The sequence below is a fragment of the Pseudaminobacter soli (ex Li et al. 2025) genome (genome assembly GCF_029892515.1).
GTDB lineage: Bacteria > Pseudomonadota > Alphaproteobacteria > Rhizobiales > Rhizobiaceae > Pseudaminobacter > Pseudaminobacter soli_A.
Genome location: NZ_JARXVF010000006.1, coordinates 153,761 through 178,978, shown reverse-complemented (window position 1 = coordinate 178,978; position 25,218 = coordinate 153,761). Strand labels below are relative to the sequence as shown.

The 25,218-nt window shown below is 61.1% G+C and carries 22 protein-coding genes; 7 read left to right on the top strand and 15 right to left on the bottom strand.

Annotated elements, in window-relative coordinates; all coding sequences use genetic code 11:
* The 10 genes from M2281_RS22315 to M2281_RS22270 all read right to left on the bottom strand — a co-directional run bounded on the left by M2281_RS22315 (window position 1) and on the right by M2281_RS22270 (window position 12,756).
* On the bottom strand, window positions 1-876 hold the full coding sequence (locus M2281_RS22315; protein WP_280823382.1) for a phytanoyl-CoA dioxygenase family protein: 876 nt from the start codon (window positions 874-876) through the stop codon (window positions 1-3).
* Window positions 877-1,212: 336 nt separating this feature from the next.
* On the bottom strand, window positions 1,213-2,718 hold the full coding sequence (locus tag M2281_RS22310; RefSeq protein ID WP_280823381.1) for an aldehyde dehydrogenase: 1,506 nt from the start codon (window positions 2,716-2,718) through the stop codon (window positions 1,213-1,215).
* 24 nt (window positions 2,719-2,742) lie between these two features.
* Entirely contained in the window at window positions 2,743-3,525 is a 783-nt protein-coding gene (locus tag M2281_RS22305; protein ID WP_280823380.1) for an ABC transporter permease, read from the bottom strand.
* 11 nt (window positions 3,526-3,536) lie between these two features.
* Window positions 3,537-4,409: an ABC transporter permease gene (locus M2281_RS22300; RefSeq protein ID WP_280823379.1), complete on the bottom strand. Its 873-nt coding sequence runs from the start codon at window positions 4,407-4,409 to the stop codon at window positions 3,537-3,539.
* Entirely contained in the window at window positions 4,406-5,524 is a 1,119-nt protein-coding gene (locus M2281_RS22295) for an ABC transporter ATP-binding protein (RefSeq protein WP_280823378.1), read from the bottom strand. The genes M2281_RS22300 and M2281_RS22295 overlap by 4 nt, the downstream gene beginning before the upstream one ends.
* Window positions 5,525-5,597: 73 nt before the next feature.
* On the bottom strand, window positions 5,598-6,674 hold the full coding sequence (locus M2281_RS22290) for an ABC transporter substrate-binding protein (RefSeq protein ID WP_280823377.1): 1,077 nt from the start codon (window positions 6,672-6,674) through the stop codon (window positions 5,598-5,600).
* Between the two features lie 24 nt (window positions 6,675-6,698).
* Window positions 6,699-8,093 (bottom strand): sigma 54-interacting transcriptional regulator, encoded by a 1,395-nt coding sequence (locus M2281_RS22285; RefSeq protein WP_280823376.1) that lies wholly within the window; start codon window positions 8,091-8,093, stop codon window positions 6,699-6,701.
* Complete coding sequence (locus M2281_RS22280; RefSeq protein WP_280823375.1) at window positions 8,090-9,289, bottom strand: PAS domain-containing protein; 1,200 nt, start codon at window positions 9,287-9,289, stop codon at window positions 8,090-8,092. Before M2281_RS22280 ends, M2281_RS22285 begins: the two co-directional genes overlap by 4 nt.
* A gap of 359 nt (window positions 9,290-9,648) precedes the next feature.
* On the bottom strand, window positions 9,649-10,857 hold the full coding sequence (locus tag M2281_RS22275) for an MFS transporter (RefSeq protein ID WP_280823374.1): 1,209 nt from the start codon (window positions 10,855-10,857) through the stop codon (window positions 9,649-9,651).
* Window positions 10,858-11,097: 240 nt separating this feature from the next.
* A complete protein-coding gene (locus M2281_RS22270; RefSeq protein WP_280823373.1) occupies window positions 11,098-12,756 on the bottom strand; it encodes a thiamine pyrophosphate-binding protein in 1,659 nt (552 codons plus the stop codon).
* 357 nt (window positions 12,757-13,113) lie between these two features.
* Here M2281_RS22270 and M2281_RS22265 point away from each other — a divergent pair, with 357 nt between their 5' ends.
* From M2281_RS22265 to M2281_RS22240, 6 genes are all read left to right on the top strand, one after another.
* Window positions 13,114-14,358, top strand: a complete 1,245-nt coding sequence (locus M2281_RS22265; RefSeq protein ID WP_425537784.1) for a molybdopterin-dependent oxidoreductase — start codon at window positions 13,114-13,116, stop codon at window positions 14,356-14,358.
* A 9-nt stretch (window positions 14,359-14,367) separates the two neighbouring features.
* Window positions 14,368-14,700, top strand: a complete 333-nt coding sequence (locus M2281_RS22260) for a cytochrome c (protein WP_280823372.1) — start codon at window positions 14,368-14,370, stop codon at window positions 14,698-14,700.
* 198 nt (window positions 14,701-14,898) lie between these two features.
* Window positions 14,899-15,249, top strand: a complete 351-nt coding sequence (locus M2281_RS22255) for a DUF305 domain-containing protein (RefSeq protein WP_425537790.1) — start codon at window positions 14,899-14,901, stop codon at window positions 15,247-15,249.
* 63 nt (window positions 15,250-15,312) lie between these two features.
* Entirely contained in the window at window positions 15,313-16,764 is a 1,452-nt protein-coding gene (locus tag M2281_RS22250; RefSeq protein WP_425537789.1) for a YncE family protein, read from the top strand.
* A gap of 99 nt (window positions 16,765-16,863) precedes the next feature.
* Window positions 16,864-17,268 (top strand): DUF302 domain-containing protein, encoded by a 405-nt coding sequence (locus tag M2281_RS22245; protein ID WP_280823369.1) that lies wholly within the window; start codon window positions 16,864-16,866, stop codon window positions 17,266-17,268.
* Between the two features lie 66 nt (window positions 17,269-17,334).
* Entirely contained in the window at window positions 17,335-17,907 is a 573-nt protein-coding gene (locus M2281_RS22240; RefSeq protein WP_280823368.1) for a GNAT family N-acetyltransferase, read from the top strand.
* A 15-nt stretch (window positions 17,908-17,922) separates the two neighbouring features.
* On the opposite strand, the gene M2281_RS22235 is transcribed toward M2281_RS22240, so the two are convergent.
* Genes M2281_RS22235 through M2281_RS22225 form a run of 3 tightly spaced genes read right to left on the bottom strand, consistent with a single transcriptional unit; the run spans window position 17,923 to window position 21,534 of the window.
* Window positions 17,923-19,083 (bottom strand): M20 aminoacylase family protein, encoded by a 1,161-nt coding sequence (locus tag M2281_RS22235; RefSeq protein WP_280823367.1) that lies wholly within the window; start codon window positions 19,081-19,083, stop codon window positions 17,923-17,925.
* A 1-nt stretch (window position 19,084) separates the two neighbouring features.
* Window positions 19,085-20,326, bottom strand: a complete 1,242-nt coding sequence (locus M2281_RS22230) for a Zn-dependent hydrolase (protein ID WP_280823366.1) — start codon at window positions 20,324-20,326, stop codon at window positions 19,085-19,087.
* The gene (locus M2281_RS22225; protein WP_280823551.1) at window positions 20,323-21,534 is read right to left on the bottom strand and encodes a diaminopropionate ammonia-lyase; all 1,212 of its coding nucleotides are present in this window, start codon (window positions 21,532-21,534) and stop codon (window positions 20,323-20,325) included. The genes M2281_RS22230 and M2281_RS22225 overlap by 4 nt, the downstream gene beginning before the upstream one ends.
* Between M2281_RS22225 and M2281_RS22220 the strand changes: the two genes are divergently transcribed.
* On the top strand, window positions 21,521-22,120 hold the full coding sequence (locus tag M2281_RS22220; RefSeq protein ID WP_425537783.1) for an Lrp/AsnC family transcriptional regulator: 600 nt from the start codon (window positions 21,521-21,523) through the stop codon (window positions 22,118-22,120). The genes M2281_RS22225 and M2281_RS22220 overlap by 14 nt on opposite strands.
* Window positions 22,121-22,320: 200 nt before the next feature.
* Here the strand turns inward: M2281_RS22220 and M2281_RS22215 are convergent, their stop codons facing one another.
* Together M2281_RS22215 and M2281_RS22210 are read right to left on the bottom strand one after the other, a co-directional pair.
* The gene (locus M2281_RS22215) at window positions 22,321-23,469 is read right to left on the bottom strand and encodes a GNAT family N-acetyltransferase (RefSeq protein ID WP_280823365.1); all 1,149 of its coding nucleotides are present in this window, start codon (window positions 23,467-23,469) and stop codon (window positions 22,321-22,323) included.
* A 468-nt stretch (window positions 23,470-23,937) separates the two neighbouring features.
* Window positions 23,938-25,080, bottom strand: coding sequence for a glycoside hydrolase family 5 protein (locus M2281_RS22210; RefSeq protein ID WP_280823364.1), 1,143 nt, complete (start codon window positions 25,078-25,080; stop codon window positions 23,938-23,940).
* Window positions 25,081-25,218: the final 138 nt, after the last annotated feature.

Genomic DNA, 25,218 nt, shown 5'->3' with positions numbered 1-25,218 from the left:
TCAATTCCACCAGACCGTAGTGTCGTATTCTGGACCTGGATTGGTCAGCAGGCGATCATCCTTGCAAAGCTTCGGCGTGTCGCCGAGTGGCGTCGAAACACCATTGCGGAACGCCCACTCCCCGCGCTCGGTGGCGTCCGCCCTGACATAACTGGAAAGCAAGAATGCTCGGTCGTAGTCTGACTTGTTGGGAGAGGAGCCGTGCACGGTTAGCAGACCCCAGACGGCGAGATCCCCCGGCTCCAGTTCGAGGCCGACGATCGTGGATGGATCAATACCGACCTTGCGCAGCTCATCTTCCGCGGTCAGTCCCTTCATCAGCATGCCATCATGCGTGTCGTCGGACAGACCGAGATATCCCAGCTTGTGACTTCCCGGCACGACCTGAAGGCAGCCGTTCTCCTTGGTGGCGCGATCGACCGCGAGCCCGGTCGTCACCGTCGATGTGGCCACCTTCTCCAGATCGTCGCCCTTACGAAACCTTATGTCCTGATGGAAGCGATAGCCGGTAACATTGACGCCAGGTGGCTTCCAGTGGAGTTGCTGCGCGATCTGCCGGATATCGGGGCCGATCAGCCCCTGTAGCAGACGGTAGTAGTCGTCATTGCGGCGGAGCTTCTCAAAGTAGTCGTTGATCCAGGAGAACCAGTAGGCCTGCAGCACGTATCGCTTGTCGAAATGACTTTCGGGAAGCACCTGGAAACTGAGATTCCCATTGCGATAGGTCGCATGATGCTCGAGGCCTTCGTCGTAGACGGCCTGGGTTTCGCGCTGCAGCCGCTCCACCTTGTCGCTGTCGATGAATTCGCGAATGACAGCATAGCCTTCCTCGCGAAACTGCTCGTTCGCCTCTTTGGCCTGGAGCTCAGTAATCACTTTCTTCCTCCCGGTTCAACCGTTGGAAGCAAGCTACGGCGGATCACTCGGCTCAATGAATACGCTGATGACGGGAACGACCTTCCCGTTTTTCGGGAAAATCGCAGCTTTGGCGCATCTTCGCCAAACCGAACCGAAACTGATCATCGGACATGCAAAACCCGATCGCCGACTCTACGAAATGCGGTCCCCACTGTGTTACGCAAGCGTCTTGGGTCGGGTGATGTATGGCTTGAAGGCAGAGGCCTAGCCACCCCACGGGCGGCCGGCCAACTGCCCATGTCGATGGATCTGGCGGCCCGAGTTCCTGGGGAGAGAAACTCGGGCATTGGCAGGTCAGCCTAAGTTGATCCAGACCGATTTCGTCTGCGTGTATTGCGTCAGCGCCTCCAGGCACTTGTCGCGCCCGTTGCCGGTCTGCTTGAAACCACCCCAGATAGAAGTCATGTCGCCGTGGTCGAAGCAGTTGACCCAAACCACACCTGCTTCGATGTCGCGAGCGAAGCGGTGAGCCTTTGCGACGTCTCGCGTCCAAATGGAGGCGGCAAGCCCATAGACCGTGTCGTTGGCTATCTCAATGGCGTCGTCGATTCCGTCTACGGGGATGATGGTCGCCACAGGTCCAAATATCTCCTCGCGGGCGATCTGCATGGAATTGTCGACCCCGGTGAACAGCGTGGGTTCCACATAGGCGCCAGCTGAGAATGAGTTGGGCACGCCACCACCGAAACGCAGCGCCGCACCTTCCTTGCGGCCGATATCGATATAGTTCAGAACGCGCTTCTGGTGCGAGGCCGTCACCAACGGACCGATGGTGGTAGAGGGGTCGAGCGGGTCACCCAGCACAAAATTCTGCGCGGTGCGCATTGTGAAGCGCTCGATGAAATCGTCATGGATCGTCTTCTCGACGAGAATGCGGGACCCTGCGTTGCAAACCTCGCCCTGATTGCCGTAGATGCCGTTCACCGCATAAGTGACGGCTGTGTCGAGATCGTCATAATCGGCGAGCACGATCTGCGGGGTCTTACCGCCGCATTCGGTGGTCACGCGCTTCATGTTCGATTGGCCGGCATAAATCATCAGGAGCTTGCCAACTTCGGTGGAGCCGGTGAAGGCGATCTTGTCCACGTCATGGTGCAGCGCCAGCGCCTTTCCGGCCTCTTCGCCTAGTCCGTGGACCACGTTGAGCACGCCAGCCGGACCACCCGCCTCAATGAACAATTCCGCAAGTAACCCGGCCGAAAGGGGCGATTGCTCGGCGGGCTTCAGCACGACGGAATTGCCGGTGGCCAGCGCGGGCCCGAGCTTCCAAGCCGCCATCATCAGCGGATAGTTCCATGGCACGATGATGCCCACAACGCCCAGCGGCTGGCGCAGGATGTAGTGCAGCGCGGTCACCGCGGTCGAGGTCACAGCGCCCTCGATCTTGTCGATCGTCTCGGCGAAGAACTTTAGGCTGGTGACCGAGCCGGGTATGTCGATGTTCATCATGTCCATGACCGGCTTGCCCATATCAAGGCTGTCGAGCAGAGCGAGTTCCTCGGCATTGGCTTCCACTAGCGCCGAGAAGCGCTCCAGCACTGCCATCCGCGCGCGCGGCTCCATGCGCGACCAGACGCCCGACTTGAAAGCCTTGCGCGCCACCGCCACCGCGTGGTCGATCTCGGGCATGCCGCCACGAGCGATCTGGGCCAGCGGCTGTCCGGTGGCCGGGTTGACGGTGGCGAAGCTACGGCAATCCGCCGAGGGCACGTAGGCGCCGTCTATAAAGTGATTGACGCGGAACTTCAGCGACTTAGCCCTGGCGTGCCAGAAATCGCGGGTATAGGAGGAAGTATCCATTCTGCTCTCCCTTGTTGGATTGGATTACTTACGATCGCGCAGCAGCGTGACCGACAGCACGATCAGCACGAAGGACACGGCCACGATGACGGAGCCGATGGCATTGATCTCGGGGGTGATGCCGCGTCGTAGCGTCGAATAGATGTAGATCGGCAGTGTTACCTCGCGCCCTGTCAGGAAGTAGGTGACGGGGATTTCGTCGAAGGAAAGCGTGAAGCACAATAGCGCCGAGCCAAGGATGGAGGTGCGAATTGCCGGCAACACCACCTTGAAGAAGGTCTCGAGCGGCGCCGCGCCGAGGTCCGCCGAGGCCTCCAGCACGCGGCGGTCAAGCTTCGCCAGCCTTGCCATCACCTGCGAGACGACGACGCCCAGCAGCGCCGTGGCATGGCCGATCACAACCGCTCCCAGGCTCTGTGGAATGCCGATCTGCTTGTAGAAGTTCAGCATGGCTATGCCAGTGACGATGCCAGGCAGGCTGAGCGGCAGCAGGATGACGTTTTGGAACAGCCGCTTTCCCGGAAAGTCGAAATGGTCGAGGGCCAGTGCTGCCGTCACGCCAACGATGACCGAGACTGCGGTCGCGAAGAGTGCCACGGTAAGACTGTTGGCCAGCGCCTTCAGCATCGCCGCATTGCTAAGGAAGGCTTGATACCAGCGCAGCGTGAAGCCGGCGAGCGGGAAGGAGGTGACGGAGCTGTCGTTGAAGGAGAAGACGACGAGGATGACGATCGGCAGGTAAAGAAAAGCAAGCACGGCGACACTCACGCCGACCATACCCTTCTGCCACCATCTCAATGCGTGCATGGTCCCCTCCTTCAGCCGAGACCGACGCGGCCAGCCCGGTCCATGCGGCTTGAAACCTGCAGCACCGCGAGCACCAGTACTAGGACCAGCGTCGCCAGCGCCGAGCCTAGCGGCCAGTTGAGCGCGGCGCCGAATTGGCTCTGCAGGAGATTGGCCACCATGGTGCCGTCAGGGCCGCCCACCAGAACCGGCGCGACAAAGTCGCCGAAGGAGAGGCAGAAGGTCATGGTTGCGCCGGCCACCACGCCGCCGAGAGACAATGGGAAGACGACCTTCCAGAAGGTCATGAAGGGACCGACGCCCAGGTCTTCGGATGCCTCAATGAGGGCTTTCGGGATGTTTGACAGCACCGCGAACAGCGGCATCACCATGAAGGGTACGAAGATATAGACCAACGTGATGACCATAGAGGTCTGGTTGTAGAGAAAGACGGTCAGCGGTTCGTCGATGAGCCCGACCATCCTCAGTAAGGAGTTAACGGCGCCGTCGGTGCCGAGGATAATCTTCCAGGTATAGGCGCGCAGCAGGTAGGACACCCAAAGCGGCACGATCACCGACATATAGAGCAGGTTGCGCAGACCTTCCGAACGTACGGTGAAAACGAGAAAATAGGCCAGCGGATAGCCAAGAGCTAGTGCGCCGAGGGTTACCAGCGCGGCGATCTTGAGGGTTCGTAGGATTACCGTCGTGTATTGCGGATCGGAGAAGATCTGAACGAAGTTGCCGAATTGGAAGTCGGGCACGAAGAGCGGGAACTGGCGGGTCCAGAAGCTTACCGAGATCATCACCAGATAGGGCACGATCATGAATACCAGTGCCCACAGAAAGGGTACTGAAAACAGCGCTGCGAAGGCGCCGAACCTCTGCCGCCGCTGCACACTCATTGCCCGTCCTCCGCCGCAAACAGCATGATGTCGAAGGGGTCGACTTGCAGCGAGATCTCCGTTCCTGGCTCAATCGCTCCTGAGGCCGTGGAGGCGGTGCGGGTCACGTTGGCGAAAATCGACCTGCGCTCGTAGCCACCGGCTAGCGCTATTTCGATGCGCACCCGGTCGCCCTGGAAAAGCGCCTCGACAATCCTGCCGGCGAGCCGGTTTACTTCCCCGCCGTCACTAGTCAGAAGGCGCTCGGGACGGATTCCGGCTAACACGGACTGGCCGTTGGGAAAGACGCGGTCGCCCGGCCGGCGCCGACGACGCAGGCGGGTGCCGTCGGCCATCAGCAGATGATCGAACTGGCCATCGCTTCCGACCGACCGCACCGGCACCAGATTACTGGTGCCGATAAAGTCGGCCACATAGGGCGTAGTCGGCGCATCGTAGAGTTCGGCCGGCGAGCCGATCTGCACGATGCGGCCGCGGTTCATGACCACGATGCGATCAGACAGCGCCAGCGCTTCCTGCTGGTCGTGCGTTACCATTAGGAATGTGATGCCCAGTTCGCGGTGCAGGCGCTTCAATTCCATCTGCATGCCTTCGCGCAGCTTCACGTCGAGCGCCGAAAGCGGCTCGTCCAGAAGGAGCACGCGCGGGCGCCGCACGATCGCACGTGCCATAGCAACGCGCTGTCGCTGGCCGCCGGAAAGCTCGGCCGTACGCCGCATGCCCATCTCCTCCAGTCCGACCATGGCCAACGCCTCGGTCACGCGGCGGCGGCGCTCGGCGGCGGGAACGTTGTTGGCCTTCACGGAAAGCCCGTAGCCGATGTTTTCGGCAACGGTCATATGCGGAAACAGAGCGTATTCCTGGAACACGGTGTTGACCGGCCGCCGGTAGGGCGGCTTGGCGGTTACGTCCTCGCCCGCGATCTCGATGCGGCCGCGGTCGGCCAGTTCGAAGCCGCCAATCAACCTTAGAGTCGTGGTCTTGCCGCAGCCGGAAGGCCCAAGAAGGGTGACGAACTCGCCTTCGCCGAGTGAAAGATCGGTGGTGTCCAGAGCAATGAAAGAGCTGTAGCTCTTTGCGACGCCCGAAAGCGCCACTATGGGTCGCGATATCATGCGGTCTTTGCCTGTGTCTTAGTGTTGCAGGTGCCGGCCGCCCCTCCGGGGCCGGCACCGCGGCAGGGTGGCCTTACGGGGCAACCTTAACCGCGTTCCAGACCTCGAGATATTTGTCGAGGCGCTTCGGCTGCTGCCACATCACCAGACTCTTGACGAAATCGATGTTGCCGACCTGACGCTCCTTCTTCATCTCTTCGTCCATGCAGGAGGCGACCGCGACGGGATTGGCAGGGAAATAGCCGGTCGACTTTGCAAGCCCGCATTGGCCGTCGGGCGATTCCATGAAGGACATGAACTTATAGGCGCAGTCTTCGTTCGGTGTGCCTTTGACCAGCATCATGGAATCCATCCAGCCCTCGGCCTTCTCCTTGGGAGTGAATTCCACCACCTCGAAGCCCTTCTTCAGCGCATTCACGTCCTTGGAGGTTAGGCCGTTCCAAGCGTTGGAGACATAGACCTCTTGGTTTGCCATCAATTCCGTCAGCTCGCCGGCGGAGGCCCAGTACTTGCGGATCAGGGGCTTCTGCTCGATCAGCTTTGCCTTGACCGCATCAAGCTGCTCGTCGGTCAGGTCGTAGATGTTGTCGTAGCCGAGATAGCGCGCGGTCCAGTACAGAGCCGACTTGTCATCCCACATCGAAATCTTGCCCTTGTTAGCCGGGTCGAATAGCACCGCGATTGAATCCGGCTTGGTGGCGAACTTGTCGGGCCGGTAGATCAGCGATATCGAGCCCCAGACCAGCGGCACCGCCCATGTCTTGCCTTCGGCAGTCACGTCGACATGTTTGGAAAATTCACTATAGATACCGTCGAAGCCCTCAACTTTGGATATATTGATCGGCTCGACGAAACCGCCCAGCCGCATCATCGGCACGGTGTCCAGCGAGGGCGTGATGATATCGTAGACGCCGCCGCCGGCCGCCAGCTTGGCCGCGAAGTCGTCATTCGAGCCCACATAGGAAGCCGTGACCTTGCAGCCCGAGCTTTCCTCGAATTTCGGGATGAAATCTGGAGTGGCGTAGCCCTCCCAGGTCAGGATGTTTAGCTCGCCGGCCGAAGCGGGCGCCGCCTGCGGTAGCATGGCAAGCAGGGCGAGCGCGCAGGTGCCCAGCCTGGCTAACGTCGTCACGCGTAGTCGTTTCGTCATTGCCGTTCCCCTTTTTTCGTTGGGTCATCTCTTGCGGTTGGTCTTGCGGATCAGTGTCGCGATATCGATGCCGAGCGCCTTGGCGGCGCTTCGTTTGCTTCCATTCTCAGCGATGGATTTCTCCAGGACCCAGCTTTCGAATTCCTGGACTAGGTTCTTCAGCCCTGCGCTGCCGAGTGGCGGCGGCTGCACCACAGTCGGCGCGGGTGGCGGTGTACGCAGCGGAACCACGAAATCCTGCACGCGCGCCAGATCGTCGGCGCTGGCGGCAGCGTGTTCCACGATGTTGGATAGTTCTCGGATGTTGCCTGGGAAATCATGTTCCTGCAGCATCCGGAAGAATTCAGGAGACAGCGTCAGCGCAGGCCGTCGCGCCATGTTAATGCGCCGCACGAAGCTGTCCGTGGCAACACGTATGAACTCGGTCTGACCGCGCAGCGGCGGCAATTCTAGCGTGACGACAGCAAGGCGATAGTAAAGATCCGCACGGAAGGCGCCTTCGACCACCATCTGGCGCAAGTGTGCATTGGTGGCCGCCACCAGCCCTATGCGAACCTGGCGGCGTTGCGAGGAGCCCAACCGGCTGTAAGTGCGCGTCTCCAGAAAGGCGACGAGACGCGCCTGCGAGACCGGCGAAAGGTCCGTCACCTGATCGAGGAACAGAACGCCGCCGTCAGCCGCCTCGACATAGCCTGACTTGCCGCGGGTGGAGGAGTCGGCGGCCGATCCCGGTTCAATGCCGAACATCTCCGCCTCGAACTGCGCATCGCCCAGCATGCCGCAATTGACGTGCACGAACGGGGCCGCTCCCTGTTCGCCGGCCTTGCACAGCCGGCGCACGAACTCACTCTTGCCGGTCCCGCTCTCGCCGGTGACGAGAATGGGCGAGCCGCGTTCCAGCGCTAGCGCGCCACTCTTCATCAAGCCTTGTAGATACGGAGCCGGCACGTAGGGGCTCGCCATCGATAGGCCGCCGTCGTCCTGGAAGCGGAAACGGTCCGGCCCAGAGCCGGCGGCGCGCGCTATGCGGTTCGGCTCGCGCAGCACTAATAACGCAGCATAGGCGCCACCATCGCTGGTGCGCAGGATGCCCAGGCTTGCCACGACAAAGCGCTGCGAAGGCAGGGTCCCCGAAGCCTCCAGCCGCTTGAGTTGCTGAAGCGCGGCCGCCGCCTTCTGAATGATCTGTCCACCGGTGGCCGCGTGGCTGACCAACTCGGTGCCCACCAACTCGCCCTTGCCGAGGCTGAGCAGCATCTCGAACTTGGAGTTGACCTGCTTGATGCGGCCGTCCAGCTCCATAAGCGCGGCGGCATCCGGCAGTGCTTCCAGGACGGATCCGAACAACGGATCGTCGACGAAGGCCGGACGGACGCGCCGCCGGGCGAGATTGGCGATGTCGTTGCCGTAGAACTTCATGGCGACGCCTCCGTCGCAGCGCTCCGCGTCCTGCGTCGCATCTTGCGTCGGGCTGTCGCGACATAGCGGCGGAACTCGCCCTCCGTCATGGCAACTCGAAAACGCCAGGCTTCGCGCGCTCCGTTCGCCGTCACCACGACCAGCTCGCATTCGGCCTCGTCAGCGGCGGCCAGCGCCGCCCGTCGCAGCCTGCCGGCAGCGTCGCGTGTTTCGGTGAATTGCTGGATGGGGCGGCCAAGCATCTGGTCCGCGCCCCGGCCCCAGGCGTTCTCAGCCGCCGGGTTGGCGGCCAGAAGCAGGCCTTCCTCGGACAGCACGATAATTGGGTCGGGCGCCGCGCTCAATATGTCCAGCATGGAACTGGCTCGTTCCGAAAGCTGCTGCTCGCGGCGCCGGTGCGGGCCAATGTCACGCGTGGTACCCCACAGGCGGATAAGGAAACCGTCGCGGATCGCTGCGCGGAAGTCGTTCTCGACCAGCATCTCGGAGCCGTCATGGCGTTGATCCACGGCGGCCGCGTGGTCGAGCCTGTAACCCGCACGCACGAGGTCGCGGATCATCGCTTTGTTGACGTGTGTGGCGGGGAAGTACTGCGACACCGGTTGGGTGTTGAAGTCGAGATCTTCGGGCACGTCGTAAAGCCGAGCCATTGCCGCGTTGCAGGCGCGCCATCTGGACTGGTTAGCGAAGATGCGCTCGACGATCTCGTCCTCGGCCAGCGATACGTCCACCGGCTCGAGAAACTCGATACACCAGCACGCCTCGGTGGCAGCGCCGATCATCTGCGAGAGGATCTCCACGCGCTCGATCAGCTCGTCACCGATGCCGAGGGCGGCGGCCCCCAATGGCAGCTTGACGAGTGCGAGCCCGCCGTCCCCGTCGGCGACAGCAACCGCGATCATCGGTGTTTCGTCACGCGTGGGTGAGCTCATCCACACGGGAAAGGCAGCAGGAGTCGCTTCCCCATTGCGCAGCAAAACGCGGATGCGATGGGCGGAATCTCCGTCGTAGAGCGTTTCAAGTGGCTGGCCGACCGCCTTGTCGGGGTCTAGCTTCAGTTCCTTCAATTCAATGCTGTTGAGCGCGACTATGCGGCCTTCTGTATCGATCCGATCGACCAGCAGGGGTGCCCTTTCCACGAGCCTGTGTAGAGACACGGCCATGTCCGCTTCATGGCTGGCTGGACCGATGCTCAATCTGATCTCCCCCGAGACGTGAGGCCCGTCCCGACCGGGCCCTCTTGTCGCATCGATCGGACCAGATCGGCGCGCAAATGCAATATGTCACGCTAGGAAAGACATGACTTTGTGGGGGGGAAGGCTAGAAGATACGCAAATATGCAGCGTTTCGCTGCGCATTTGCGATCATAGCGGGTGCCCCAGGAGAAAACTGGTTTTGGCCGCGGAGAAAAGTCGACGCAGATCGCGTAGCCTTCGCCTGGCTTCCACATATCCTCATGTAGGGCGAGGGCGGGCAACGATCGCCCGCCGGCACTTTGGAGCTGGCTGGCTCACGTGGCCCGGTCGAAGAGCGCCTCCCTCTACGACGCCAGGCTCTACGCCATCGCCATTTCCACCTGCCTCCTGGGGAACGGCCGGAACGCCGTGAGGATCATCATCGCCACCAGTCCCATGCCCCAAGAACCGAAATACATTAGCGCATAGCTGTTGAACTGGTCGTAGATGAGGCCGCCCAGCAACGGACCGGTCGACATGCCAAGGCTACCGGCCATTGCTGTGCCGCCGATGATCGTGCCCATCATCCTGAGTGGGAAATTCTCGCGGATGATCACGGCGTAGAGTGGCATCGTTCCGGCATAGATGAAGCCGACCAGCGCTGCCACGGCGTAGAACGGGCCGAGCGTCGAGACGAACACGTAGGCGAGCACGCCGAAGGCCTGTGCAAGCAGCCCAAACACCAACACGCGCTTTGCGCCGAACTTGTCACCCAGGACGCCAAAAGCGATGCGTCCGCCCATGCCGGCCAGTCCCTCGACGCTGTAGATCGACACGGCCGCGATCATCGGCACGCCACAGGTGACGGCGTAGCTCACCGTATGGAAGATCGGGCCGGAGTGAGTGGCGCAGCAGAAGAAGTTCGCCAGCATCAGAACGATGAACTGTGGCGAACGGACCGCCTGCCTGACCGTCATACCGGGTTGCGGCTCGTCCGACGCCATCTCCGCCGGCCCTTCGCTCAGCGCTGGCGGGCGCCGCACAAGCAGGGCGGCGGGGATCATCAGGGCTGCCGTGATACCGGCGATGATCAGCATCGCGGTGCGCCAGTCATGGATGGTAACCAGCCAGGCCGCGAGTGGTGCCATGGTCATCGGCGCCATGCCCATGCCGGCAGAGACGAGCGAAACGGCTAGCGCACGCTGGGTCTCGAACCAGCCGGTCACGCAGGCTATCATCGGCGCGAAAACGGCGGCGGTCGCCACCCCGACCAGTAGGCCGAACAGGAGCTGGAACTCGACCAACGATCGCGCCTGGCTGGCGAGTGCCAGGCTTACGGCCAGGACGGCCGATCCCGTGAGCACCACGACGCGTGGGCCAAACCGGTCGGAGAGGGTGCCCCACATCGCGCTGCCCGCCGCCATGGCGAGGAAGCCGATCGTCATCGCCGTGGATATGCCCGTGATGGACCAGCCGGTGTCCTGCGATATTGTCCGCAGGAAGACAGGCAGCGAGAACATGGCGCCGATCGCGACGCAGCCCAGCAGGCCGCCCGCTGCAACGATCACCCAGCGATAGGAATGGTTCATGGCACTCTCCCGGTTGTGGCCTACGCCGCCCGATGCCGCTGTTCGGATGTCGGTTGCGCGCTTGAATCCCCCAAGGACGGATCTTTGCCGCCTGTGCCGACATCCGGGTGCAATTTATCGTCGAATTTTTCCTGAAAGCCTAGGGACGACCCGGTTACGCCCAGGCTGGTATTGTAAAAAACCACTGCGGGCGATCGCTGTGCGTGGCGACCGCCCGCTGAAATATCTGCAACCGGTTTCCTACTCGGTCATCTCGAGATGCTGCGCAATCTCCCAGCTGACCGGCAGTTCGACGTCTCCGTTGATGCGCACATTGACGATCACCGGGCCGTCTTCCACGGCAAGAGCCTTGTCGATCTCGCCGAAATCGTCCGGCCGATTGACCCTGAAACCCTTTGCGCCCATGCCGACTGCGAGTTTTTCGAAATCCGGCTGTGCAATGTCGGCATATTTGGTCGGGAACCCCTTGTGAACCAGATCGTGCCGCTCCTGCCCGACTGCATTGTCGTTGAACACGACGACGGTGAGCGGCAGGTTATGACTGACCGCGGTGTGGAAGTCGGCCACATTCATCATAAACGAGGCATCCGCCGTGAGGTGGGTAATCCGCTTGCCCGGTCGCGCAAAGCAGGCACCCAGTGCGATGCTCAAGCCTTGCCCGATGGCGCCGAAGTCCAGTCCGAGCCCCCAGTTGTCGGCGCTGGGGCTGCTCATCGCTTGGCTGGTCACCATTGCGGCGTGGCCACCGTCGAAGACGAGAATGCGATCCCGCTTCGGCAGCTTGTCTTCCAGATAGCTGGCCACGCGACGCGGATCGACGGTCTTTCCGTCTTCGTAATTTATGGCCGGCGGCTTCCGCTGCTTGAGTTTCTCGACTGTCTCCGCATCCGGCTCACGGGCCTGCTTGCCGCTTTCCTTCAGCCGCTCGAGCAGGGCCGCGACGGCTATCTTCGCGTCGGCTTCCAGACCGACCGCAACCCGTGCAAACCAGCCGAATGCATCCTCTCGGTCATCGACCTGGATGATCTTCTTGCCGTTTTCGAGGATCTTACCGAAATGCGTCGTCCACTCATTCAAACTCGCGCCGACGACGATCATGACATCGCTTTCGGCCAGAATATCGACCGTTAGGTCTGAACCCAGCCCGCCGCTGATGCCGAGATAAAGCGGGTACTGGGAGCAAAAACCCGCTGCATAAAGTGTGGTTGCCACCGGCGCGCCGAGATATTCGGCCAATTTCCGGACCTCGGGCTCGGCTTTGCCCTGCGCGGCTCCAAGCCCGCAAAGAATGGTTGGCTTTTTGGCGCCGGCCACGATCTTGGCAGCTTCGGCAACGTCTTCCCGCCGCGGCGGCTGCAACACCTTGGCCTTGTACATGGGGCGATAGGTCCAATTTGGGTCCGGCAGGACGCTGTGCTGGATGTCTTGCGGCATGTTGAGGACAAACGGTCCTTTCCTTGCCTTCAACTGGCGGAAAGCTTCGCCAAGACAGTAGTCGACATTGTTGGCGTGATTGACTTTCACGGTTGCCCCGGCCGTGAGCTTCGCCATTGCGTCCTGGTCGACCATACCCTGGGGGTTGTAGGGATCGCGCAGAGAAGCGTGGCCGGCCAGCATCAATACCGGCGATCGATGCAGCCGAGCCAGAACGAGCGAGGTCGTCGCGTTGGTGTAGCCGGGGCCCTGCGTGGTGGAGGCAAGGCCGATCTTGCCGGTGAAGCGCGAATAGCCGTCCGCCATGCCGACGGCAGCAGCCTCATGATGTGCGTGAACGAATTTGAGCCCGTGTTTTTCGCACAGCTCCACGATGATGTCCTGATTGGCATCGCCCATGACCGCGAAGATGTGGTCAATGCCCTCAGCCGCGATCGCTGCCGCTAGCGCTTCGAGTACCTTCATAGCGACCTCCATTTGGTTGATGTGACTGCGCGTAGCCAAACTTCATTCCAGCCGAGATCGTCGCCCGCCTCGGTTGCCGCGGCAGGCGTCTATTTCGGCATTTCACTGGGTGCGATAATCGTCGCCATAGCCTCGTCTTGCTGACCTTCTTGGGTCGACGTCGGCACCAGAGTTGTCGTCGTTTTTCTTGTTCGCGCTCATCGACGGGCCGGACGGCCCGCTCTCGCACTGGCCATGCCGCGCGCGTGGCGTATCAACGCCAGTTGGCGTGATTTGTTGCGTTGCAGACCAGACGAAATTTTGCTGCGGAACCGTTCGGGCAAGCATCGCGTTACAAACGCCATGGCGAGGTAAGTCATGATTGACCGCGACACAGGAATGGCGGCGGTATCTGTGTCCCGCCGTCGGTTTCTCGTCCAGGCAGGTGTTGCCGGCCTGAGCTTGTCAGCAACACCGGCATGGGCACAAGCAGTCGTCAGGCTGCCGCTAGCGAGTGATCCCCGGGACCGGCCAATCACAAGTGAGTTTCCCCAAAAGCGCGATCTGATACTGCAACGGACTCGCCCTCCGCTTCTGGAAACCCCGCTTGAAGTGTTCGACCAGGGCGTCTTCACGCCCAACGATCGGTTCTATGTGCGCTGGCATTGGGCAGACATCCCAAACGAGATCGATGTCGGAACCTTTCGGCTTAAGGTTCATGGACACGTCAACAAGATCCTGTCGCTTACACTGACCGAGATCATTCGGGACCTGCCGCAGGTCGAACTGAACGCCGTCAACCAATGCTCCGGCAATTCCCGCGGGCTCTTTCAGCCCAGGGTGGCCGGGGCGCAATGGGCCAACGGCGCAATGGGAAATGCCAAATGGACCGGTGTGGGCCTCAAGGACGTGCTCGATCTTGCCGGCGTCAAGGCGGGCGCCGTTCAGGTGCGTTTCAACGGGCTCGACGAGCCGGTCGTGCCCGACGCACCGGACTTCATGAAATCGCTCGATATCGATCTCGCTCGCAACGGCGAGGTGATGATCGCCTACACGATGAATGGCGAACAACTGCCCTTGCTGAATGGTTTTCCGCTGCGGCTCATCGTGCCCGGCTGGTATTCCACTTATTGGGTCAAGATGCTGAACGACATCGAAGTGCTCGACAGGCCCGACGACAATTACTGGATGACGACCGCCTATACGATTCCGGACACGCCCTACGCCAATATCAAGCCCGGCCAGACCGGCGTGAAGATGGTCCCGATCAGCCGGATGGTGCCGCGCTCGTTCATCACCAATATGGCAGACGGCGCCTCATTCCCGGCAGGGGCAAAAACCCTGGTACGCGGCATTGCGGTGGGCGGCGACACGGGCGTCGCCAAGGTCGATTTCTCCGCGGACGGAGGCAAGTCCTGGCAAGCGACCAAGCTCGGAATGGACTATGGGAAATATAGCTTCCGGCAGTGGGAAACGGATTTCATCCTCCCTGAGAGGGGTGTCCACTCACTGATGGTTCGTTGCACGAACTCTGAAAACGTCGCGCAGCCGAGCGTTCCGAATTGGAACGGTTCGGGCTTCATGCGAAACGTCATTGAAACGACGTCTGTCACGGCAACTTAGGAGTGGCGGATGGGCAAGCGTGTTCTGATTACAGGCCTGCTGATGGGCGCTATCCTGTTGCCCGGACAGACATGGCCCGAAGAACTGCCCGTATTGAAGTCGGTTCACGTGGACCTGCCATCGGGCGACAGCCAGTTTCCCGGCGGAGCCGACGCCGACGCGATCAACAACAATTGTCTCGCCTGTCACTCCACCGAAATGGTGTTGAACCAGCCCGCGCTGCCGAGGGCGACCTGGGAGGCGGAGGTTCACAAGATGATCAATGCCTACAAAGCGCCGATCGACAACGCCGATATAGCGCCGATCATCGACTATCTCGCCCGCACAAAAGGTACAGACTGATCCGGGCGCAGTGATTTTGTTCGTGTCGACGGGTCGGGCCGGGAGATTCGCATGTTCAGGCAAGGACTGCTTTTCGCCAAAGGCCGCACTTCGAGCCGAGGACGTCTTCTTCGGCAGGCGCGGCTTGCCTTCATTCTTTTCGCTGCCGTTGGAGCACTCGTCGGATGCTCCGAAAAACCACGATTTCTCGCCGATTATATCGCCGCAATCTGCTCGTCTTCCTCGCCTTCGCCTCCAGCTGAAGAGAAGCCGTTTCTGCAAGAAAATGCCGGCGCCATGAAGAAGATGATGGCCGGCATGAATGTCCGGCCGTCCGGCGACATCGATCATGACTTCGTGGAAATGATGGTGCCTCATCATCAGGGCGCGATCGAGATGGCACAGGCCGAATTACGCTACGGCCACAATGAGCGGCTCAAGCGCATGGCACAGGAAATCATCGTGACGCAGCAGCAAGAGATCGCGGCGATGCGGCTGGCGTTGGGCGAGCCGTTGCCCCAAGCCACGCGATCGCCAGACGATCTTTCTGGCATCGAGCCATCCAACTAGCAGACGCAGGCTTCGAACTTTCCCTGTCACTGGACAAGGAGCTGGAACATGAAGCGCTTTTCGATGATGGCTCTGGTGCTGACCGCAACAACACTTTTGACGGTGCGCTGCGTCATGGCAGGTCAGGCGCCGGCCGCGGCCGCGGATCCCGATATCCCGGTCAGCCACCACGACCGCGTCTATGCGGCCGAGCAATTCTCCAACACGGTTTCAGTGACGGATCCTGCTGACAACAAATTGCTTGGCGTCATCAGGCTGGGAGAACCGGCCCCGGCGAATTTCAGCCCGTTGTACAAGGGGCAGCTCCTGGTGCATGGCATGGGCTTCTCGCCCGACCATCGCACCATAGCCGTCGTTGCGATTGGGTCGAATGCCGTCACCTTCATCGACACGGCAACCAATGCCGTGAAGCAGGTAACCTATGTCGGTCGGGCGCCGCACGAGGCCTTCTTTACCCCCGACGGCAAAGAGGTATGGGTTACCGTCCGCGGTGAGAATTATGTCAGCGTTCTGGATGGAACGACTTATCAGGAGAAGACGCGGATAACCGTTCCCAACGGACCTGGGATGACGATCTTCTCGCCCGACGGAAAATACGGCTACGTCTGCTCGTCGTTCAATCCTGAGACCGTGGCCATCACCGTCGCCGACCACAAGATCGTCGGACACATCAAACAGGAAAGTCCATTCTGTCCGAACATCGCCGCAACGCCTGACGGCAAACAAGTCTGGTTTACGCTAAAGGATACGGGAAAGACGCAGGTCTTCGACGCGTCTCCCCCATTCTCCTTGCTCAAGACGCTCGATACCGGCCCGATCTCCAACCACGTCAATTTCGCGCGCAATGCGCAAGGCCAGTTCGCATATGTCACAGTCGGCGGGCTAAATGAGGTGCAGGTGTTCCGCACCGATGATTTCAGCAAGGTCGCGACGGTACCTGTGGGCAAGCTCCCGCACGGCATCTGGCCGTCCGGCGACGGAACGCGGGTCTATGTCGGTCTGGAGAACGATGACAAGCTGGCAGTGATCGATACGGCCAGCAACACGGTGATCGCGAACGTTCCGATTGGCCAGGCAGCACAGGCCATCGTCTACGTTCCGAACGCAGTACCAGAAGGTGCGGGAACCGAAGGTCTGCAGCCGCTCGGAGTAGCCGGTCAGTCCGCTCAGTTCACCATGACGCCCACAGGCGATAAAGCCGCGACTGCCGCGCAAGCCCCAACCAGCGTGACATTGTTCGATCAGGGTCTGGTTCAGGTTCTGGAAGCTGCCGTTACCGGCCTAGAACCCAAGCGTCCCTATGTTCTCGCACTCGCGGAGCACTCCGACGGTAAGGGCAAGCTCGAGCCGCTGAGCAGTTTCATGACCAATCCCGCGGGGTCGGCGATCGTGAATGCGATCGGCCCGATCCGCCAGCTTGTTCGCGGCGAAGCAGAGGCGCCCCGCCGCTATCTCGTCATTGTGCGCGGCTCGGCGACGGAACCTGGCGAGCCCGTGCAAATTCAAGCGGAGTGAACATTGTCCATTCGGTCATCGGATAGGCGCGGCGTATTTCTGGTGCTGAGCAGAGCGCTCATCTTTGTCGCCGTGACCTGGTTTTTGGGAGCGCAGGCAATGGCAACGGACGGATTGATCACGGTACGCAGCAATTTTGGACCGAAAGAAACCATGAGCCGGCTAGAAGCCGAGATCAAGGCAAAGGGCATGACGGTCTTTGCGCATGTCGATCATGCGGCAGGCGCCGCCGAGGCAGGGCTTGAGCTGCGGCCAACCGATCTCATCATCTTTGGAAATGCCAAAGCCGGCACACCGTTGATGCAGTCGGTTCAAACGATCGGAATAGACCTGCCGCTGAAGGCGCTGGTCTGGCAGGACGCCTCCGGTGACACCTGGCTTTCCTACAACGATCCGGCCTGGCTCGCCAAACGACACGGGGCGGATCAACAGGTTCAACCCACGATCGAAGCCCTGAGCGCCGCACTGGGTGCGCTGGCAAAGAAAGCGACCACCTCGCCATAGAATGTACCCGGCCTTGGACTGCGATACCGTTGACCAACAATCAAAGCTATTGGCAGGCTAGGGCGCATGAACGCCAGTCCTATCCCTCCCTGCCGGATTGCCACTGAGCGCCTCGTTCTGCGCCCGACCAACGTTTCCGATGCGGAGCGCGCCTTCGAAATCCAGTCGGACTGGGAAGTGACGCGAATGCTGCGCATGGTCTCATTCCCTCCTGATGGAGCGGAAATCAGTCACTGGTTCGCCGACCATGAGCGTGAATGGATGGCGGGCGAAGCCTATCGGTTCGCCGTCGAACTGCAGGACAGGCTCATTGGCATAGTCGACGTCGATGGAATCTCCGGGCGGGAAGGCGAGCTTGGCTACTGGTTCGAACGGGCCAGTTGGGGGCGAGGCTATGCGTTGGAGGCGGCGCAGGCCGTGGTGCAATTTGCGTTCAGCAGGATCGGCCTGTCAAAACTTCGCTCCGGCCATGCGGCCGACAACCCAGCGTCGGGCAAGGTACTCCGCAAGCTGGGGTTTCGCCCGCTCGACAGCGTTCGCGCAGTTTCCCGTTCACGCGGGCAGGAAATCATGCAGCAGCGCTACTCGCTTTTGACGCCCAACCACTGCCAGACATCGCGAGAGAGCGGCGTTGGCTGACCTGTTTCTGTAGTTTCACCTCGCGCTCAGCCGTCGGCGGATGATGCCGACATGGAAGTTCGCCCCCTGAATGAGTCCGGCGTCGTTGAAATCATAGATGGGGTTGTGCAAGGGCGCGGAGTCCACGCCATTGCCGAGAAACACGAAACAGCCGGGGACATGAGTAAGAAAACGGGCAAAATCCTCTGAACCGGTCATCGGCTCCGCCGCGACTGCGACGGCCTCAGCGGTGAAAATATCGCCCGCTGCAGCGAAGGCCTCGTCGACGAGCATGGCGTCGTTGACCAGCGGCACGAATTCTCGTGTGTAATTGACCTCGGCCGTGACATTGTGGGTTATTGCCGTCCCTTCCGCGATGATGCGCATCTGCTTTTCGATTTCCGCACTGACCTGCGGGCGAAAGCTGCGGGCGTCGCCGAGAATGCGGGCCAACCCTGGCAGCGCGTTGCGCGTACCGTCGGTAATGAGCTCCGTGACCGAGACCACACCGATGTCGGCGGGACTGAGCCGCCGCGACACGATGGTCTGGAGGTTGGTCACCAGGGCGCAAGCCGCGACCAGAACCTCGTTACCCGCGTGGGGGCGGGCGGCATGGCCGCCAACGCCTTTCAGGACGATCTCGAAATTGTCCTCTGCCGACATGATCGGCCCAGGACGGGTCTCGAAATGCCCGATCGGTAGACCGGGCATATTGTGGATGCCGTAGATTTCATCGAAGGGAAATCGCTGCATCAGGCCATCGTCGAGCATGGCCAGCGCCCCTTTGCCCCATTCCTCGGCTGGCTGGAAAATGAACCGGACGGTGCCATCAAAGCCGCCTTCTTCGGCCAGGGTCTTGGCCGCACCGAGCAGCATCGCCGTATGGCCGTCATGGCCGCACGCATGCATGACACCCGGAGACTGCGATCGATAGGCTCTGTCACCCTGTTCGGTGATCCTCAGCGCATCCATGTCGGCCCGAAGCGCGATGGCGCGATTGCCGCTCCCGCGTCTCAATGTTCCGACGACACCCGTTCCGCCGACACCTTCGACGACTTCGTCGAGCCCGAACTCCCGCAGCTTCTTTGCCACCAAAGCCGACGTCCGTTCCTCCTCGAAGCCAAGTTCGGGATGGGCGTGCAGGTCGCGCCGCCAAGTGGTCATTTCCTTAACAAGCGCATCGTTGTCGATGGTCATGTCAGCTATCCTTGGTCGCAAGCTGGCGAACGACGTCGAGGAGGATATTGGCTCCGGCGACTAGGTCTTCGTCAGCCGTGTGTTCCTTCGGATTATGACTGATGCCACCGACGCTCGGGACAAAGATCATGGCGGCCGGAGCGATGCGGGCGATCATTTGAGCGTCATGGCCGGCTCCTGATGTCATCCGCCTGCACGCCAGACCGCGATCCCGCGCCGCCTTCTCCACCAGTTCCACGATCCGATGGTCGAACGTCACCGGCTCGAAGCGGGCCAGCCGCTCGACCGACACGTCGACCTGCTCCTCGGCGGCTATCTTCTCGAGGAACGCGGCGAGCGCTGCTTCCTCTTCCTTGAGGCGGTCGTCGTCCGGGTCGCGCAGATCGATCGTGAAAGTGGCGCGTGAGGGGATGACATTGATGGCATTCGGCTCGAAGCCCATGCAGCCAACCGTGGCGACGGTCGGCGTGTTCGAAGCCTTCGCGCGTTCGCGCAGGAAAGTGACGACACGCGCAGCAGCATAGCCTGCATCCCGGCGCATCGAGATCGGCGTGGTCCCCGCATGGTTGGCATCGCCATCGATCGTCACCTTCTGCCAGGAAATGCCCTGCAGGTTCTGCACCGCACCTACCGGAATGCCCTCGCGTTCGAGAACCGGACCCTGCTCAATATGCAGCTCGATATAGGCATATGGGGTCATGAAGCCTGGCTCATGGGCGCCTGCGTAATCGATACGCTGCAGTTCGTCCCCGAGAACAGTGCCATCCGTGCCGCCGGTCGCAAGGGCCGCATCGACGTCGAGACCGCCGACGTAGACAAGAGATCCCAGCATGTCGGGCGCGTAGCGCACGCCCTCCTCATTGGTGAAGGCGGCAACGACCATGGGGCGCAAGGGCGTAAAGCCATCGTCCTTCAGGGTCTGGATCACCTCCAGGCCGGAAAGCACCCCGTAGCACCCGTCGTAGATGCCGGCGTTTATGACGGTATCGATGTGTGAGCCAAGCATCAGAGGACGCATGTCGCCCGCTCCATCCGGCCGCCAGATGCCGAACACATTGCCGATGCGGTCGACGGCAACTTCCAGGCCAGCATCCTCGAGCCAGGAAACGAACCGGTCGCGGCCGAGCTTGTCCGCATCGGAAGCCGCAAGGCGGACGAGCCTGCCCTCCGCATCACGTCCGATCGCGCCCAGCGCGTTGATGCGATCGAGGAGACGCGCTGCATCTATCGAAGGGTTGCTCACGCTTCGGCTCCTGCCCTGTTCTTCGCCGCCACCGCAGTGGGAGATTGCCCGACGATCTCCTGGTATTTGCCCGGGTCGGTCGCCCCTTCCGTGTTGACCACGAAGATGCGCGCGTTGGCGTCAATCCGCAGCGCAGCTTTGATTGCGGGATCGGCGACGGCCTTCATTAGTCCGGCCAGTCCGACGCCGCCGCTTTCACCGGCGACGATTGTTGGATCGCCATCGACGGGATTGGCGAGCCGCTTCATGACCGAGATTGCATCTTCTTCATCGACGGTCATGAAGGCGTCGGCGACGCGGGAGAGAACACGCCAGGCAACAAGCGATGGCTCGTAGCATTCGAGCATGGCCATGACGGTCGGCTCGCCATGAGCAACCGTCACCGGATGCCCCGCGCGCGCGGATTCAACGATGCAGGCCGACCGGGCGGGATCGACGACCGTGAAAAGCGGGCGTCTGTCGCCAAACTCGATCGCCAGGTGGCCCGCCACGGCAGCGGCAATTCCACCGACGCCGGATTGGATGAACACATGCGTCGGCGGCTCAGGCATTTTCCGCAAGGCTTCGCGTACGAGGGCCGTGTAACCCTGCATCACCAGTCCGGGAATGCGTTCGTAGCCCGGCCAGGACGTATCCGAGACAATTGTCCAGCCCTTCGCCTCGGCGGTTCGGGCGGCCTCGCGAACCGAATCGTCATAGTTGCCCTTGACGCGGATCATGTCCGCGCCAAAACGGGCAATGGCCGCGACGCGCTCGTCGCTGACCCCGGAATGGACGAAAATTGCCGCCCGCGCGCCGACGAGCTGCGCGCCTTGCGCGACCGACCGGCCGTGATTGCCGTCCGTGGCGCAGGCGACCGTCATGGTGCGCGCGACAGCAAGGACCTCTGGCGAATGCAGTTCGGCAACGTCGACGGAGCGGCCGAGTTCTTTTTCGGCCTGCTCAAGAACAAGCCGGATCACCGCATAGGCGCCGCCGAGTGCCTTGAAACTTCCCAGCCCAAGACGATGGCCCTCGTCCTTGACGTGGATCGTTGCGACGCCGATTTCGGCAGCCAGTCGCGGCAGTGCCACCAGAGGCGTTGCCGCATGATTGTCCCGGAACGAAAGGTGGCGCTCGACCTCCTCGGCTGCGGCAATGCCGAGCGTTTCGGCGTCTCTCGGATCGAGTGGCTTGTGGTAGTCGGGAGTGGTGTTGAGCAGAAACATCATCGCCTCTTTTCGTTTGCTGCTGAAATTTATTGCAGAGCGGATGAAAAGTGCGCTGATATTTGGTGCCACATTTGCAAGTTTGTTTCATTGGAGGTCGTGCTTGAGCAAGCCCATTCAGCCGCAATTGGATGCCTTCGACCGCAAGATCCTCGCCATTCTTCAGAAGGACAACACCACGCCACAGCGAACCATCGGTGAGGCCGTCAACCTGTCGGCGCCAGCGGTGCAGCGGCGGATCAAGCGGATGGAGGAAGACGGGGTCATTCAGGCGAACGTCGCCGTCCTCGATCCGGTGGCCGTCGGCCAGGCCATCACCATCTTTGTCGAGGTGGAGGTCATCAGCGAAACGGCCGACCAGATAGAAATGGCGAAAAGGGAATTCGCGGCCGCCGCCGAAATCCAGCAATGCTATTACGTGACCGGAGAGGCAGACTTCATTCTCGTCATCGTCGTCCCGACCATGGCCGATTACGAGGCCCTGACGCGGCGGCTGTTTTTTGGCAACAACAACGTCAAGCGCTTCCGGACCTTCGTGGCGATGGACCGGGTGAAGGTGGGTCTGAGCGTTCAGGTGGACAGCTGACAGGCTATGTTCGACCGCTACTATCGCGCATCAGTCAACGCGACCACGGCGTAGTGCCGAGTTAGAGGATACGCGCCGCTCAGAAGCGAACCATCGATGAGACAGGGGGCCCCACGTCGGGGCGCCCGGTCACAACCATCAAAGAACGCGGCAACTATCTCGAAAACGCCGGCTACGCTTCCGTCAAAACCTGAACCGCCCTAGCTGGATTTTGCAGCCCGCCTCCGGTCTGGCGGTCGCCACATCCGACGCTGGTTCCGCATTGTATCCTTCGCAGCGCTTTTCAGACCACGATATTGGCGCCATAGCAAACCGCCGGCGCGAACGACCCGGTTGGCCCTTGGATGAACGGCGATCAGGATCTCGGCCATCGGCCGCCTGTCGGGCCACAGCTGCGCTACAACACCATGTTCGGATGCCATGCAGGAATCGACATGGGTGAGCGTCGGATCGCTCAGGAATGCGCGTGTGCCCTCCAGTTCCACCTGCACGCCGGGCGCCAGGTGAGCAAGATCCTCACGATAGGCGACCTTATAAGCCCACAGCCAAGTGCCGGAGCGGAAATTGACGGTCATCGCGACCGGCGTGCCGTCCAGCGTGAGGCTGTGGACAACGATCCGCCCTGCGGCCGCGCCTTCGGCTGCGGCGGCCTCGAAGAAGGCGCGCTCGCTATCGGAGCATCCGATCGCGGTGCCGGTGCCCGATGGGCCCTTCCAACCCGAGGCCTCCAGTTCGATGAAGTCCCGGCACCACTGCGCTGCGTCATGCACACCCTCATAAGTCAGGAATTCAACCTTGCCCAGTTCGCACAACCGTCGCCGGCATCGCCGCAACTCTGCGAGACGCTTCTTGCTGACCTGGCGCTCGAGAAAAGTATCTGGATCGCTAGCATCGCAAATGAGAAGCGGACGCTGGTAGCTCTTCGTCCTCTCGTGTGCGAGGCCCGAGTTTTCCACAAAGTCGAGGAGAGTCGCCGCGAAGGCGGTGTCCATTGGCAAACGAGGCCATCGTAAGATGTCGATGCCGCGCGCTGCCAACGAGGCAAACAGCCTTCTCAGGCCCTCACGACACACGTCTTTCGCCAGCGGCGTCGTATCAAAACAGTGGTCGTGGCCCCATATGCGCGCGACGGTTGGCAACCACCCGGGCACATACCGCTTGAGCTTCAACGGCAGGGCGATCTGCTGGGCGTCACCAGCGATCAGGAAACGGTCGTGTGCGCCCAAAAGATTGCGACGCGCGCTGTCCAGAACCCACGACTCGAAGAAAGGATTTGGCTGCTCAATAAATCGCGTCGTCGCCGGTGGCGGCGGTTGAGCCCAGATTTGTCTGAGATTCGAATCCCTCATGCCCAAACTCCCCGACATATTTGAAAATCCCGTTGTCCGTGACGATGGCCGGCGCATGTTGAAATAGATGTTTAATGACTCATAATATTTTGTGAATGGCTGGGAAAATTATCCGGCTCCGAGTTGGATCGTCGAGATCATAAATTAGGTTTTTCGCTATAACACTTTCACCAATGAAATATTGTTCAGTTCATTTTTGACTGAAGTGAATGAGAGTCCGCTGAAATTGTTTCGTTATTCAAGATATTGACTGGATTGGAGGCCGGCACTGAAAGATGCGGCTTCTTTCGAATGATCTTCGAAAGGTGTTGTGATTGCGATTCTGGCCCACGGGATCTGCTGGAAGTTGCGGCTCGTCTCAGCGACGCGGTTTCGCCGACGCAAGTGGTCTCGGTGCAATTAGGCGAACGGGCATGTTGCGCCCGGAAAATGGGCGACCACCATCTGGCGCTGCTTTTACGAGATAATCTAATCAGACATAGCCAACGCCGCGACAACGTCACTGTCGACCCGGTCTTTATCATCGACCCTGTAGATGCCCATTTCGCGGCTCTCGATCCCCCACAAAGCCCAGCCGAAGCCGCCTGCCTGCGCCAGATGCGTTACGTCGGACAGCCAGCGCTTGCGATAGATGTCATTGGCTCCGGTGAACCCGGCAGCGCGCCGCGTCACACCGCACTCGCCCATCACGATTCGGTGCCTCGCCACGCCATTACGGTCTGCCCAGGCTCCGACCTCGGCAAAGTCGTTTTCGATACGTTCGCGGTTCCAAGCGCCGGACAGGAAGCTTTGCAGGATTTGCTGGGCATGGTTCCGCGTGGCTTCCTTGCCCGTTACGTCAAGCGCGGTATCGGCGGCGATGCGCCCTTCTATCGCCGCTGCGATCTCTTGCGCCGGAACAGCGTCATACGGATAGGGAAGGTCGACGACATAGGGTGAGGCGGGAGCGTCGGCGGTTCCGAAGTCGACCCCCTGATGGGTGAAACTGATCGGCAGATAGTAGTGAAACGAAAACAGCGTGTTGCTGTCGATGAAGGGTGACGGGTCGAGATCCGTGAGTCCGCTTATGCCGCCGTAATTCGCCCCCGTCAGCAGAAGCGGCAGATCGGCTGCAGCCCGCCGCGCTGCGTCATGCAGGACGAGTTGAGCCGCGCCCCACACCTTGACCTGCGTGCGGTGACTTGCCTCGCGGATAACCGGCTCATTCATGAGTTCCAGAGCTACGTTCCCCGACTGGACAGCGGCCAACAGAGTGGCCAGTCGGCCGATCATCGCGGTGTAGTCGGCAAAGAGTGGCCCTTCCAGATCGTCGAGGATTGATTGGGGTGAATAGGCGGGCACCTGCTCCACCGGATGGACGTCCACGATGACGGCGAGCCCGAGATCGTGAAACAGACGGATATTGTCGATGAGCTTTTGTTCCAGCGCTTCCCTATCTGCACCTTGCAACTGCATGAACGGACCGACGTCCAGAGTGAGGCGGATGAAATCGAACCCGGAGTGGGCGAAATCCTGTATCAGCGCGGCGGGAAAGGCATTCCGCGGCGTCTCGAATGGACGCGGCAAGTAACGTCCGGGATCGCCGTCTTGGAGTGCGCCCCAGTTCATCATCGAGTGCACGGCCCCGCCGCGGCGGAAGCCGGGGTTGGATCTAGGAGCTGCGCCTGCGTGCGCAGGTGGCGTCATGAGCGCTGCAGCAGAGGCAGAAAGGAATTGACGGCGTGTCAGCGGCATTGGCGAACGGAGTCC